This is a genomic window from Mucilaginibacter ginsenosidivorans (assembly GCF_007971025.1).
Lineage (GTDB): Bacteria > Bacteroidota > Bacteroidia > Sphingobacteriales > Sphingobacteriaceae > Mucilaginibacter > Mucilaginibacter ginsenosidivorans.
Map to the genome: position 1 here is coordinate 1,759,963 of NZ_CP042436.1, position 13,574 is coordinate 1,773,536.

General features: G+C 56.0%; 11 protein-coding genes. 3 read left to right on the forward strand and 8 right to left on the reverse strand.

The annotated features are described in order from the left end of the window. Positions 1-10: 10 nt before the first annotated feature. From FRZ54_RS08050 to FRZ54_RS24410, 5 genes are all read right to left on the reverse strand, one after another. On the reverse strand, positions 11-1,093 hold the full coding sequence (locus FRZ54_RS08050; RefSeq protein ID WP_228462654.1) for a DUF928 domain-containing protein: 1,083 nt from the start codon (positions 1,091-1,093) through the stop codon (positions 11-13). 2 nt (positions 1,094-1,095) lie between these two features. Then, positions 1,096-3,858, reverse strand: a complete 2,763-nt coding sequence (locus FRZ54_RS08055; RefSeq protein ID WP_147031121.1) for a TonB-dependent receptor — start codon at positions 3,856-3,858, stop codon at positions 1,096-1,098. Then, positions 3,848-5,800: a hypothetical protein gene (locus FRZ54_RS08060; protein WP_147031122.1), complete on the reverse strand. Its 1,953-nt coding sequence runs from the start codon at positions 5,798-5,800 to the stop codon at positions 3,848-3,850. Before FRZ54_RS08060 ends, FRZ54_RS08055 begins: the two co-directional genes overlap by 11 nt. 35 nt (positions 5,801-5,835) lie before the next feature. Next, complete coding sequence (locus FRZ54_RS08065; RefSeq protein ID WP_147031123.1) at positions 5,836-6,567, reverse strand: hypothetical protein; 732 nt, start codon at positions 6,565-6,567, stop codon at positions 5,836-5,838. Positions 6,568-7,177: 610 nt separating this feature from the next. Further along, entirely contained in the window at positions 7,178-7,324 is a 147-nt protein-coding gene (locus FRZ54_RS24410; RefSeq protein WP_187359792.1) for a hypothetical protein, read from the reverse strand. A 175-nt stretch (positions 7,325-7,499) separates the two neighbouring features. On the opposite strand from FRZ54_RS24410, the gene FRZ54_RS08070 reads away from it, so the two are divergent. The 3 genes from FRZ54_RS08070 to FRZ54_RS08080 all read left to right on the forward strand — a co-directional run bounded on the left by FRZ54_RS08070 (position 7,500) and on the right by FRZ54_RS08080 (position 10,173). Continuing rightward, positions 7,500-8,957, forward strand: coding sequence for a hypothetical protein (locus FRZ54_RS08070; protein WP_147031124.1), 1,458 nt, complete (start codon positions 7,500-7,502; stop codon positions 8,955-8,957). 266 nt (positions 8,958-9,223) lie between these two features. Further along, positions 9,224-9,871, forward strand: coding sequence for a hypothetical protein (locus tag FRZ54_RS08075; protein WP_147031125.1), 648 nt, complete (start codon positions 9,224-9,226; stop codon positions 9,869-9,871). Continuing rightward, entirely contained in the window at positions 9,868-10,173 is a 306-nt protein-coding gene (locus tag FRZ54_RS08080; RefSeq protein ID WP_147031126.1) for a winged helix-turn-helix domain-containing protein, read from the forward strand. Before FRZ54_RS08075 ends, FRZ54_RS08080 begins: the two co-directional genes overlap by 4 nt. 108 nt (positions 10,174-10,281) lie before the next feature. Here the strand turns inward: FRZ54_RS08080 and FRZ54_RS08085 are convergent, their stop codons facing one another. The 3 genes from FRZ54_RS08085 to FRZ54_RS08095 all read right to left on the reverse strand — a co-directional run bounded on the left by FRZ54_RS08085 (position 10,282) and on the right by FRZ54_RS08095 (position 13,513). Beyond that, entirely contained in the window at positions 10,282-10,620 is a 339-nt protein-coding gene (locus tag FRZ54_RS08085; protein WP_147031127.1) for a hypothetical protein, read from the reverse strand. A gap of 5 nt (positions 10,621-10,625) precedes the next feature. Further along, complete coding sequence (locus FRZ54_RS08090) at positions 10,626-12,005, reverse strand: hypothetical protein (RefSeq protein ID WP_147031128.1); 1,380 nt, start codon at positions 12,003-12,005, stop codon at positions 10,626-10,628. A 404-nt stretch (positions 12,006-12,409) separates the two neighbouring features. Beyond that, positions 12,410-13,513, reverse strand: a complete 1,104-nt coding sequence (locus tag FRZ54_RS08095; protein ID WP_147031129.1) for an MraY family glycosyltransferase — start codon at positions 13,511-13,513, stop codon at positions 12,410-12,412. Positions 13,514-13,574: the final 61 nt, after the last annotated feature.

A 13,574-nucleotide genomic window follows, 5' to 3' on the forward strand; every position in this document is an offset into this window, starting at 1 on the left:
TCTTCTCATCTCAGTCTTTATAAATGAACCTTAAATTCTTGGTGGAACCGTCCGGCAGCCAGACGGTCAGCAGGTAGGTGTAGCCGTCGGTAAAGGAATCGGTATTGGCCAGGTCGATGCGTATCTTGTTCTCGCCGGTTTCGAGGCGTACCCGGGGGAGGTTTTTGATCTTTTTGCCCGGGTTGTTCAGCGATTCGATGGTATATTTAAAATTGCCGGGTTTGTAGGGGTTGAGCACGGCGAACTTGAGGAGTTCGACGGCTACGTAATAGTTGCCCTTCAGGAGCTCGCCGATGTCGCGGTAGCCGTCGTCGGCCAGTACGGCTTCTTTTTTCTTTTCCTGGCATTGTACGCGGAACTCCCAGACTTCGGACCGGTTCAGGATGGTCTGGTCCTGGTAGGCGGTTACCTGCCAGGCGTAGGACTTGCCTTCTTCCAGTTGGTTGAGGATCGCGGGGTAGGGCAGTATGGGCGATATCAGCCGCGACTGGTTGATGACCGGCAGGTTGTAGTTGAGCGCCTCAATGGCGTTCTGGCCGGGTTTGATCTCGGACAGGACGAGCTGGTAGGCGGCCCCGGCCGGCGTGGGCAGCAGGGGTTGCCAGGAAAGGACCGGCCGCTTGTCGCAGATGGTGTCGCGGTCATAGGGCTCAATGAGGTGCATTTGCGCAAAGGGTACCAGTCCGTACTGGAAGCACTGCTCTGCAGGCGCGTCCTGGGCGGAACCGGGGAAATCGAGGGTGAAGCAATATTCGTAGTCGCCCTCCGGGAAATTATGGTCGTGGCGGATGATGACGGAGATGGGGTTACTGCTGTATTGTATGCGGGTGCCGCGGATTGCCTGTACGGGGATGCGGTTGGTGCCGGGCGCAAGCGTAAAGGCGCCGGTCTGCAGGACCAGGACCATGCCGGTCTTTCTTTCGGTCACCGTTACCTGGAGCGAAGCGGACTTCCGCCCGCCGGGGTTCACGATGTTGCAGTTCAGCAGGCCGTCGACGTTTCGCCCGGATAGTTCGGGAATAAACTGGAAGGTGACCTGCGCGAAGGCAGGTACCGAACAAACCATCAAAAACAGGAATAGCGTTCTTTTCATGATCATTCTGTTTTGAAGTAATATTTAAAGGTCAGTTCCGCGCGGACGGAAGGGAACAGGTCGTCGTATTGCGGGGTGATCAGGTTCTTCATCAGGTCGATGGAGGCGCCGGCATCAAAATGCCGGCCGGCCAGGACCTGGATGCCCTGCTTGATGCCCAACTGGTCCGCGATGCGGCCGTTATTGAGGTAGGTGGCCCCGGAGGTTAGCTGTACCTGTTTGGACAACGGGTACTGGTAAGCCAGGTCAGAGGTTAGCATGTCGCCCAGCAGGGTGCTGCGGGAGAGGTTTTTGTTATAAAAGAACATATACGTGATGGAGCTGGTCCGGAAGACCATGCTCTGGAGGTAATTCAGGCTGAGGAGGTTGCCGGCGGCTGACGTGACGTAGGTGTTGCGGAACATCTGCCCGGCAACGCTGGCCCGGATCGTGGTGTAGTTGCTGCCGACTTTGTAGCTGTTGCTGGCGACGAGCTCCAGCTTGCGGGCGTTGTAAACCGAAATGGAGGCGCTGTCTGACTTTTTGATCACGCCGTTCTCCAGGTATTTCAGGCTGAAATTAAGGGTCCGCGTCAATTTATAGTTCCCGGTCAGCTGGACCTGGTAGTTTTTCCATTTATCGGCGGACTGGTAGCTGAGGGGCGTATTGCTGAAGTCCGAACGCAGGTCGAGGGAGAGGCGGTTCTGGTAAAAAGTCTTTCTCAGGTCCCCGCCGAATTTCATCGCAGCGCCCGAATAGCCGTTATTGGCGGGGTTCTGGTAGCCCAGGCCGGAGTAGGTAAAATAAACATTGTCGCTTGCGCCGAGTTCCCGGATGCTGAGCGCGTGGCGGAAGCCGACGGACATCGAGGTGAACAGGTCGTTGGTCAGGCTATAGTTTGCGCCGGCTTTTTGCTGCAGGAGGGCTTCGTTCCCCAACTGGTAGTTGTTATTGAACAGCGTGGTGGACTTGGAGACGTCGACATCCAGCCGGCCGAAGCGGTCCAGGTTGAGGGTCTTCCCGACGGTAAAGTTCACGGCATTTGAATGCAGGCCGGGTTGTCCGTAGGGAATGAAAGCGGATTGCCCGCTAAAGGAGCCCATGACGGAAACCCGGACGTTACCGAGCCAGTTGTTCCGCAGCTGCGCGCCGACATAAGATACGCTGGTGGGGAAGTTATAAACCGAGTTCTGGTACCCGGCATCCTTCAGGGAATTGACATCTTTAAGGGTGCCGAAGCCGACGGTGACGGGGTATCCGCTCATTTTTACGGTGATGTTGGCGCCGTTCATCAGTTTGCTTTGCTCGCCTTCCCCGGCGCCTGGGAGCGTGGTGCCGAAGGAGCCGATGCGCAGGTCCTTCAGTTTGCCGAATGCGGATTGCCAGGAATTGTGCGGTCGTTTTTCGGACAGCGCTGCCGCGGCTTCGGAGGAAAGGAATTCCGGCGAGCCCTTGCCGAGCAGGTAGCTTTCGAGGAGTGCCAGGCGGGCGGGGTCCAGCCCTTTTGCGGTCAGCTGTTTACGGACGGCGATGAGCACTTCGGCTACGCTGTCTGCCCGGAGGCGGCTGAGTTGTTTTTCCGCGGCGCTGAGGGTGCCGCTTCCGCCTTGTGCCGCACCCGCAAGCTCGCTTTTCTCCGCGGCGATCGCCTGCAGTTTTTCGCGGAGGCGGTTGTCGCTGAGTTTCAGGAGTCCCTGGAGGTCCGCCGGGTTGTCCAGGAGGTGGTACAGCGGGAGCTTTTTGAGGTCGGGCAGGCTGCCCTGCAGCGAATGCACCTGTTCGGTGATGGTCTGGCGTACGTAATCGGTAAAATTGAACCCGTGGAAGGCATTGTTCTTCAGGTCGGTATATTGTTGCAACTCATTTTTCAGGTTGCCGGCATAAGCCGCGGGATTAAAGCCGAATTTGAACAGGCTGCTGCCCAGGGGGTTCTGGCCGTTGAAGGCGGCCTGGTTGTTGGACAGGTTGAGGCTTAGCGGGACGCCGGCGACCAGCAGGGTGCCGCGCACGCCGAGGACTTCCTGGAATTTGGAGGCCGGGATGATCGAAAACTGGGCGGGGTTATAACGCAGGTCGTTTTCCACCGAAAGGTTTGCCGACAAGGCGGGATGCTTCAGGGTCTTGAAATGCTGGCTGATGGCGTCGTCCATAGCTTTGAAAGGCGCTTGCGCGCCGTCGGGGACCTTAAAGGCGAAGGCCTTGCCGGGTCCTCCGGCCAGCTGGCCCTGCAGGCCGGATAGTTTGGCGGTGAGCTGGCTGGCCTGGGGCAGGGTGGGGGAAATGCCGGGCAGCCGGAACAGGCTGGTATCCCGGGTCCATAAGGTTTTCAACGGGTTTCCGGTGGCGGGCAGGGTGAGCAGGCTTTTTCCGTCCCGGAGGAGCCTCCCGTAGCTGGCCTGGCCGGCGGCGAGCGGGTTGCGGGGGAGCACGGTTCCCGGTGCCAGGTTCTCCAGCCCGGTCAATCGCGCGCTGATGGCGCCGCGGAAAGCAGGCAGCGGATCCCCGCTTGTGCCGGCGGCGTTGTTCCGGAGCTGGCGGGCCCGGAGAAGGAGCGCGCTTCCGGTTCCCGGGGAATAGGCCGCCGGCATTGCTGCCGGATTTAAGGTCAATGCCTGCCCGGTAAAAAAGTCGCGCCAGTGAAAGAGGTCCGCCGGATGAGCTGCCCGGAACAGGGAGTCCTGCCGGAGCACGGACCGGTCGACGGGGGATTGTGCAAGGGCGTTTTGCCTGTCCAGGACGAGCAGGGACAAGGCAAGGGCCAGGGTTATGTATCGTTTATTGCCCATCCTGCCTGGTGATTAAGAGTTCAAAACGGGAACCGTAGCTGGCGGGGTTGCCCCGGGCGGTGCTGAAGTGGTAATGCGCTGTTGTTTTCAGGTCGGCTGACTTGCCGGTCAGCTTGTCGAGCAGCCGGATGGTATAGCCTGGGGGAAGGCCGGCGGCGCCGTTGATCTGCCAGGTGTACGCGCCGCCGGAAGCGCCCCCGCAAAACAAACTGATGACGGTTTTGCCGGTATGCAGGGGTAGGGTGTTCTGTGTCAGCGGCTTGTGATCGGAGGAATATGACCAGGCTTCCGGACCGGGTCCTGCTGCTTTGCGGTATAACTGGTCCTCGCCGGGGCTGTAGGAGGGCTGCGCACCCGCGTCAAAACGGATGACGAGGGGCAGGGAGACGGCGCCTTCGTGCAGCAGGCTGAGGGTAAGGACCTGTGGCGGCGCGAGCGTTTGCCGGCCGGTGGTGGCGAGCAGCGGGCGCCGCGCGGCCCCTTTTGCGGTTGCGGCGGCGATGCGTCCCTTCAGGTTAACCGGGCCGGTCACGGGGGATTGCCGTGCGGCCGCGACGAGGTTCTGGTTGATGCCGAGGAAGATCAGCGCGGGGTCCCCGGTGCCGTCTGCCCGGAGGACCAGTTCGGCGTTGGGCGAAACCTGGAGCTGCGTCGCGTTGTCGGCGACGGTCCAGCTGCCGCCGGGCGGGATAATGAACCGCCCGCCGACGATGGTTTTGCTGCCGGTCTTCAGGTAAGCTGTCGTGATCGTGGTGCCGTCGGCAGTGCTGTCCCGCAGTTGTTGCCCGGCTTTGAGGAAACTGAGGGTGTCGGGTGTCGTGGAAAACGTGCCCGCATTCAGGAAAAGCGTGCCGTAGAACCTGGCTTTGGCCAGCCGGGTGGTCGCCCGGTTGTTAAAATCGCCGCCGGTGGACAGGAAGGCGTGGTTGGCCTGCAGGTCGAGGGCTCCGGCCGATATGGTCAGGTACCCTTCGGTGTCGAGGGTGTCGCCGCTGGCGTTTTCGGTTACCTTGGTGCCGCTGCCGGAGATGATCAGGTTCTGGTATACTGCGGGAAGGCGGTCCATGCCCGGGGTGGAACGGGTGGAAACGACTTGGTCTCCGCCGGCGTATTCGACCGTGCTGCCGCCGTCCTGTGTTTCGCCGTAGGTGTAGAAGTCGACGGTATCTCCGGCCGGATTGCCGATATGGATGGCGGGGTTCCCGGGCAGCTTCAGGCGGGCATCCGCGGTACTCACATCAATAAGAAAACTTGCTGATGGTAAATACCCGTCGATATGGCCGGCCAGGAAGGACGGGATGTTATTGGTCAGCCGGATCTGCCCGGTAATGGTCAGCAGGCCCCCCTCGAGGGACAGCCGGCCATGATTATGGGCCACTCCGCCGGAGAGCAGAAACATCGTCACGGAGTTCACGGTGGCGTTCCCGTTTACGGTAAAATTGGTAAGCGAGGTGCTGAAAAGGGTGGTCTTGCTGAGCACCAGCTTGCTGAAGACCCCGTCGCCGATCAGCAGGGACGTGCAGGTCAGGGTGCCGGTGCCGGTGACGGTTGCGTGCGGTATAAAATCATCGTCACTGTGTGCCAGGGTGATGGCGCCGCTGACGTTAAGGCTGCCGCTTATGGTCAGCGTGACGGCCTGGCGATTGCCGAAGGCCAGCGACGCGCACTGGGCGTTCTGGCTGAGTGCCGGCTGATTGACAAAACCCGTAAATCCGATCTGGACGGCATCGCCGGAGCCGGGTACTTGCTGCGGGCTCCAGTTGGCGGCATTGGCCCAGTCGGTGCCGGCGGCGCCGGTCCATACCAGCGTCGCTGCGCCGCTGCGGGCGATGGTCAGCAGCAGCGTGAAAAACAGGCAGCAGGCGGCGCGGTACCGGGGGCCCGGGCAAAAAACCCGAAGCCCGGTAAAGATTGTACGCCTGGTAAGTTGACTGGTGTTCATGATCGCTGTGCCGCTGGTTAATTTGTCAGTTGAGTTCAGGGTATGGTCACGGTGGCTGTGCCGGCGGCGTCGATGGATACGGTTGCATCATCAACCAGGCGTGAGCCGTCGTCGGCGACGTGAATATATTTCCAGCTGCCGTTGGGTGTCTTGCAGATGTCTTTGCCGTCTGCGGTGATGATCTTATTGGTCATCACGATATTGCCGTTCGCATCGCCGACAATGACGCGTTTTTCCCCCCCGGAACCCTGGTCGGCGAAGTTCAGGTACAGGCCGGGGCCGATCGCGGAGGGGTAATATTTCAGTGACATGGCGCGGGTGTGGTCATCAAAGATGATGGCCGCTTCCTGGCTGGTCCCGGTACCGTCGGAGTAAAACCCGATATTCCCGAAGGTCGCATTGACCTGCACGTCGAAATTGGTTCCGAGGATGCGATTGGTATAGATGTTGCTGACCTTCAGGGCGTGGTAGTTCGGGTCGTATTCAAAGGTTGAATCGGTGGAGATTTTGCCGGTGTAATCATTAAAAGGCACGAGAAAATGCCCGGTCATCGTCCAGTAGTTGGTGTTTTTCTGGAGGAAGCCATCCGGCACGCCTTTCAGGAAATACGCGCCCTGGCTGTCTTTGAGGTCGTCGCCCTGGATGGTGATGCCGTGCCCGCTTTTCATGATCGTGAAGTAATCGATCCAGTTCTTCAATACGTAATCCTGGGCGGAGGCCGCGCGCCCGCCGGCCAATAGGATCGTCAGCAAGATGAGTTTTTTCATGTTCGTTGTGTCGTGGTGGTGGATGCCAGCAGCGCCCGAAAGCCGCCGGAAAAAAACAAACTGTCTTCGCCCGGCGAACACACGGGGTCACCGGGGATTATTAATTAATAGGCAAATAGCTCCCAAGGGACGGATAGCCATCAATGGCCGTTCGTCACATCGGGTTAGCGGGATTCGCCGGGAAATAAAATTCGGAACCCAGCCGGATCGGACCGGAGGGAGTTAACGCGGAACAGGCCGGTTACTGATCGTTAAATGCTGTGTATTTTTTCATTGTGAATGAGTATAAGGTTGTCGTTATTTCGTGATGAGTAAACTTAGCGATTAAAATGAACAATGCAAATATTTTTTTGCTGTAAGCCGAAAATGACAGGGTTCTATGGTTAAGATATTTGCGATGGAGTTGAAAATCAGGATTTTATGCTTATTGGTCAATTTTTGCAGCTATTGTGGCGAAAATGCGGGTCTCGGGGTATACCGCTATGCGGATCGGGTATAGCGGCGAGATAAAGCGAAAATGGCTTTTTTCGCATGCTGGGGCTATGGGCCGCCCCCGGGAGGGTGGATGCCCTGAGCAGCAGGCTGGCAGCTGCTTGTTGGTCAGGTTAAATTAAATAACCGGCGGGCAAACGGTACCGCGCGGTGGGTTACGGCGGGTGGTCCGGTGTTCCCTCATGGGTAAGCAGGCTCCGGCTGCGTGTTGGGTCAATGGGGAGGCGATACGGATCTGCTGGCTCGCTGTTATGGTTGAGTCCATCGGGCAGGGTGTTGCCGGTTGGCGGGAGCTGCCGGCTTTTGCCTGTTAATTAAAAAATGTTGAAAGGTTCTGGGAAATGTCAGAACGTTTTTTTTATATTTGGGAGGCAGGTATTCCTGCAGTTCCCGGTCTGCCGGGAGATGACTACGCCACCTTTATTACAATTTGATATAGCATGAAAAACCTTGTCCTGCTTTTTTCGCTCTTCGGAGTGATCTCTACTGCCTGCGCGCAAAGTACGCTTACCCTTGGCCGCGGCCTTACCGGCGGAAGTTTCAACGGTTCGTCTAATGTCTCTGCAACGCTGGATACCGGTAAATTCTATACGTGGCTGAAGCAGCAGGCCCTGCAGCAGAATTCGCTGGGAACGACGACGGCTGATGCATTGATCCTGCAGAATACGACGGCTGCGGCGAATAATGCGCAGCAGATTTCGCCGTCGCTGCATTTCCGGTCGCCGGGCTGGGGGACGACGGCCGGCTCATCGCAGTCGGTGGATTTCCGGATGTACACACTGCCGGTACAGGGTGGCTCGCCGGTTGGCAACCTGTTTATCCAGTCGTCGGTCAACGGCGCGGCCTGGGGAACGAACCTGCAATTGGGAACGAATGGCGCGCTTACGGTTGGCGTGAACGGGGCTTCGATCGGCAGCGTGCTGGCGGGGATGTACCAGGGTACGATCAATTCGATCGGGAACAGCTCGACCGACGGGCTCATTATGCGAAATAATTCAACCGGGACGTCAGGCATTCCGGTGCAGTATTCCCCGCGACTTCGCTTTACGGGCTCGGCTTATACGGGCTCGGCTTCGCAGTTTGTGGACTGGATCGAGGAGGTGAAGCCGGTCAGCGGGACCAGCCCGGTTACCTCGCGGCTGGTATTTTCCAGCCAGGTGAACGCTGCCGGCTACAACGAACGGCTGGCGATGGCCGATAATGGACTATTCTATTTAAACGGTACCGCATTGACCGCGAACCAGGTGGTGGGGGCGAACGGCTCCGCGGCAGGAATGGAAGCAAAGACGCTGTCGGGCAGTACGGCCACGGGGCTGCTGGTGGCTAATTCGGCGGGCACAATCACGTTTTCCAATGATACGGCTAAACTGCAGACGGTGGCTAATTTTTTCCCGCTGGGCGATACGCGGTACCTGAAGGCGAGCGCGGGGGCAACTTACCAACCGCTGCTTGCTTTTACGCCATCGAATGATGCGATGGTGGTACACCTGGCCGGCAACGAGACCATCGCGGGTAACAAAACGTTCAACGACAAGCTGGCCATCGGCGGTACAGCGGTACCGGCGGGCTTCCAGTTCGCGGTTAACGGGAAAACGATTGCGACGTCGGTGACGGTAAAGGAACTGCAATACTGGCCCGACTATGTGTTCGACGTGAATTACAGGTTAACTCCGCTCCCCGACTTGGCAGCATTCGTGCGGTCGAATCACCGACTGCCGGAAATGCCTTCGGCTGCGGAGGTCAGTAAAAATGGCCAGGACCTCGGCGCGATGAATGAAAAATTACTGAAAAAGGTGGAAGAGCTGACGCTTTACCTGATCGAAAAAGACAAACAGGTGGAGGAACTGAAGCAGCGGGTCGATCGCCTGGAGCACGCGGGGGCGAAAAAGGCCGATTGATGGCTATTGGCAAAATAGCGTTGTGCGGGTGATTGGGAGCCTTGGGGTGACGCCGGCTGAGTTTTTCAGCGGGGGTTTCGATGCGCCGGGTTAACGCCGGGAGTGCAACAGTCCGTTCTTTTGGAATCAATTTAAATTGCTGGCAGCGGGTCCTGGGTTGGGGAGCCGCTGTTTCTTTTTGGCTTGATCAACCGGTACTTTAAAGAGAGGTATGTTTTGGAAAAGCGATCCGTTGTTAGTAACTTTGAAAATAAAAGTGCTTTTCAATGAAAAAAACAGAGCTGCAGGATGAACTGGCGTCGATACGCCGCATCATGGAACGGTCCTCGAAATTTATTTCTCTCAGCGGCTTGTCGGGCATATTGGCTGGCGTTTATGCGCTGGCGGGTGCGGGCGTGGTTGTTTACGCCCAGCCTTGGTTGCTCCATCCGGAGGCGGTTTCTTCTTTGCAGGTAGAGGGGATGGCGGGCGGCTGGGGGAGCGCCCCATCGGGATTGGTCCTGCAGTTGGTTTGGATAGCGCTGATTGTCCTGGTGGCTGCTGTCGCTACGGCTTTGTTTTTAAGCAACCGCCAGGCCAAACGCAAGGGCCAGCCCATGTGGGGTTTGGTCAGCCGTGCGCTGCTGTATCACCTGGCGGTGCCGCTGCTGACGGGTGGGGTGCTTATCCTGATCATGCTGCTGTATCATCATTATGCCATCGTACCGGCAGCGTCACTTATATTTTACGGGCTTGCGCTCTTCAGCGCGGGCAACTTTACGTTTGCGGATATCAAATACCTGGGCTTGTGCGAACTCCTGTTAGGGTTAATTGCCGCTTACTTTCCCGGCTATGGCCTGTTGTTCTGGATTCTTGGTTTTGGGGTACTGCATATTATTTACGGTGCGCGCATTTATTTAAAATACGATCGGTGAAGATACCTTTTGATAAACTCGATAAGGCTTTTGAGAACCGGGTGAGGCTGCAGATCATGAGTGTGCTGGTGGCGAACGAGCATTACGATTTCAATTCGCTGAAGGACTTGCTGCAGGTCACCGACGGTAACCTGGCTTCTCACCTAAAAGGCTTGGAGCGCGAGGAATACATCTTGGTGAACAAGCGTTTTTCAGGGCGCAAGACGAACACCAGCTATGAAGCGACCAGCAAGGGTAAACTGGCTTTTAAGGGGCATCTGGATGCCCTGGCGCAGTTGATCAGCGAGCAGCGCAAAGCCTGACTTTTTCCGGATTATTCCACCTTGCCAATGTAAGCCGGTGTGTCGTTAATCGCCTTCAATTCATCCCGGGTCCGATGAAGGAATTGGGTTTAAGATTCCGTGCTTTGTTTACGGCTTATTTGTATCTTTAGGTGGTTCAAGGTAGGGCAGGGTGAACCGCTCGCTGTGAAAAATGAACTGTCTCCATTGCCAGAAACGCCAGGGTTTGATGGTAAAAGTCCGGTAAAGGCGATTGTCACCGCGATCTTTATCGGGGTGCTGGCAGAGGAAGACGCCATATTTTCTTTCACACATAGAAAATGATTTTCCCTTATTCGCTTCCTCGCTATACAAAAAGGTTCCGTCTATATTACTGTAAGTATAGTTTTCTAAAAGAAAGAAATCCCAGAAAGGTAAATTGCTTAACAGTATAATTACCGTTACTATGATCAAAAGCTTTCTTTTCATAATTTCTAATTACATGACCCTTTGCTATTAGGAGTTGTCCCCCCTGTATGATTGACATTGGGATTGTTCTTTAGGGCATCTATGCTGTCGCCTAATCCGGCTGGCGTCATTGCGACTTCTGAGCCCCCCGGCCCGGATGGCCCGACGGTATTATACGGATTCGGTAAAGTAATATTACCGGCTTTGCATGCATTATAAACAAAATTCGTGCAATTAAATTCTGTCAAGTCATAAGTAGCGGGGGGATTGGCAATATAATTAACAATTTGCTGGAACTGCGCCGTGCTGACAGAGTAGGTCATACTAACGTTGTAATTTAAATCACCCCCATTGTCCAAGACCTTACTCGGTGCGTGCATCTTGGCAAAGCCGCTGGCGTCGGGGTAATACCCGACGGTTTGGGTGATGCTGGTGTTGCCGTTGGTCTTGGTGAGGCCGATGCAGGTGTGCCCGACGCTGTTGGGGCCGAGGTTGAAGGTGGTGCCGGGCCAGGGTTCCTGTACGTAGACGGTTACGGTAGTCTTGGCGCCGGCGTCAGGGACGGTGCCAAAGCAATCCATATATTTTTTGGGGTCGATCTTCGGGTCGTCTTCGCCGGGGAGGTTAGATGGGGGTGGTGCATCTGCGGCGGTACCTCCTCCGCCGCCTCCGCTGCCGAGGTAATCGGGCCCGGTGCTGCCGCCGATGCCGGTGTCGCCGGTATCGCCATCGTCGATGATGGTGTAGTCGCAAACGAGCTCGGAGTAGATAACGGGGCCGTTATCCCCGTCGACGTAATTAGCGTCGTGCCATTCGCAGTCCCGGATGACGGTGGTGGCGTCGGTTTGGAGATCCTGGTGCTGTGTAGTGCCGGTGTCTCGGGGGCGGATCTTGCCGGTGATGGTGCCCTTTTGAAAAACAAGGCCGCGCTGTAAGCGGTAGTCCTGGTCGAAGATAAAGACGCGGCCGGTGAAGTCGCGGGTGGCTGCGCGTTGTTTGCGCTGGATGTACAGGGCGTCGGGAATGATCTCGAGGATGTTCATTTTGATGGCGCCGGTCACGGTGTCTTTGAAAAAGGCGAGTTTTCGGTATCCCTGGGGGAAGCCCTGGAATTGGGGCCTGCCGGGGAGGGCGAGGACCCACCAATGGGTATTTTTCCGGGTGACTTTTTCGGCATGGTTGAGGTCAAGGGCGGGCATGCGCCAGTGGCTGGCCTGGCCGGCGGCCTGCGTTGTTTGGGTTCCGTTGGAACCGGATTCCTGTGCTGCATACCAGGTTTTGATCTGGGCAAGGCTGAATTCGCCGGTGGCTGGTTGGAACGTATCCGGTGCGGGGCTTTGGCTGGTCTTGTTGCAGCCGGACGTTAGGATGAGGAGGACAGCGGCTATGGTAAATTTCCGGCTCATATCACGGGTTTGATTTAATGTGGAACGGCTTCGCTGACCGGTATTGTTAATTAATACCGGTAGTGATATTGCTTAATAGTTAACTAATGGGTGCGCGGATTGTTTGTGCAAAAATTAATTAATTGGGAGGGCAACGAAGAACAGCTCAATGGATGGGAAACCGGAACGGTTGGCAGGCTGGTTGCCCGCCGGTGTGTTTGCAATTCTTGCGCTGTGGGATCGCTGGTTTGGCGGGCGGCGTACCGGAGGGTCTGATCAACGACAGGTACGCAGGTTTTTGGCGGGAAAAATTCGAAAGGGAAGCGGGTCGCGGGACGCTTCGCATCGCCGCAGGGGGGTTGAATATGTCCGCTGATGGCCCTCTTGTGCGGGTTGTTTTTTTTGGCGGCGGGCGTATTTTTGGTTTACCCAAAAAAGTTGCGCAGGGCCAGGCTTTCGCGTTCTCTCGAGCGAATCAGGAAAGTGATCGTCCAGTTAAATAGCAGGCAAACAACCAGTATCAAGCCGATCAAAACTGTGTTGCCGTAACTCTGGAAAAAGATCACCATACCAATGCAAAGCACATTAAGGCCCGCCAATATCAGCGTAGTTTGCAGGTGGTTGAAACCAAGTTTCAGCATGCGGTGATGGATGTGGTTGCGGTCGGCAGTAAAAGGCGATACTCCGGTAGAAATGCGTAAAATAAAGATCCTTAAAGTATCAAATATCGGCCCTATCAGTATAGCCAGGGCTAACGCCGGAGCCGAGTAAATTTCAGGTGTATTGGCACTCGTAAACTTATTTAGCTCGATAAATTTGATAGCCATTACTACGGATATAAGCCCAATGAGCAATGATCCGGTATCCCCCATAAATATCTTAGCCGGGGTAATGTTAAATTTCAGAAATCCAATTATGGCGCCTACCATTGCCAGCGAAACTGCAGCAAGCTGGTACTGGTGTGTATAGATGAACAACAAGGCAAAACAACCATTGGCCACAATGCCGGTAGTCGCTGCCAGGCCGTCGATCCCGTCGATCAGGTTGAAGGCATTAACTATAAGTATAATGGTCATAACAGACAACGCAGCACTTGGCCAGTAAGGAAGCGCGTGGATGCCAAACACCCCATACATACCTGTAAGGCGGATATCGCCAAATAAAACCAATATAGCCGCTACCACGAATTGTATCAGGAATTTTGTGCGTGAATTTACACCGGAAAGATCGTCCTTTAAGCCCATGGCGAACAGGATGATACAGGCCGTTAGCAGGTAATTTATGGGGAGCGACTTGTCAGTCATGCTAAAAAGCAGCGAAGTAATAGTAAAGCTCACGAAAATTGCTACACCGCCTAAACGTGGAATACCATGGTCGTGCTGCTTTCTGAAATGGCCAAGATCGTCATACAGGTGCCTTGCGCGGGCAACGTGAATAATTGAGGGGATGGCCAGTGAGGTTATTAAAACCGAAAAAGCTACGATGACCGGGTAATAAACGAGATAGTACGAATGTAGAAGTTCTGTCATGGATACATCAATGGCGGAAAATAGCCATAGAATGATCAGGCAGACAACCGGTAGTTATTAA

Coding starts and splice junctions, on each gene's coding strand:
- FRZ54_RS08050 (WP_228462654.1), bottom strand. CDS start 1,093: ATGAAAAGAACGCTATTCCTGTTTTTGATGGTTTGTTCGGTACCTGCC.
- FRZ54_RS24410 (WP_187359792.1), bottom strand. CDS start 7,324: ATGGACTCAACCATAACAGCGAGCCAGCAGATCCGTATCGCCTCCCCA.
- FRZ54_RS08060 (WP_147031122.1), bottom strand. CDS start 5,800: ATGAACACCAGTCAACTTACCAGGCGTACAATCTTTACCGGGCTTCGG.
- FRZ54_RS08065 (WP_147031123.1), bottom strand. CDS start 6,567: ATGAAAAAACTCATCTTGCTGACGATCCTATTGGCCGGCGGGCGCGCG.
- FRZ54_RS08085 (WP_147031127.1), bottom strand. CDS start 10,620: ATGAAAAGAAAGCTTTTGATCATAGTAACGGTAATTATACTGTTAAGC.
- FRZ54_RS08090 (WP_147031128.1), bottom strand. CDS start 12,005: ATGAGCCGGAAATTTACCATAGCCGCTGTCCTCCTCATCCTAACGTCC.
- FRZ54_RS08055 (WP_147031121.1), bottom strand. CDS start 3,858: ATGGGCAATAAACGATACATAACCCTGGCCCTTGCCTTGTCCCTGCTC.
- FRZ54_RS08075 (WP_147031125.1), top strand. CDS start 9,224: ATGAAAAAAACAGAGCTGCAGGATGAACTGGCGTCGATACGCCGCATC.
- FRZ54_RS08070 (WP_147031124.1), top strand. CDS start 7,500: ATGAAAAACCTTGTCCTGCTTTTTTCGCTCTTCGGAGTGATCTCTACT.
- FRZ54_RS08095 (WP_147031129.1), bottom strand. CDS start 13,513: ATGACAGAACTTCTACATTCGTACTATCTCGTTTATTACCCGGTCATC.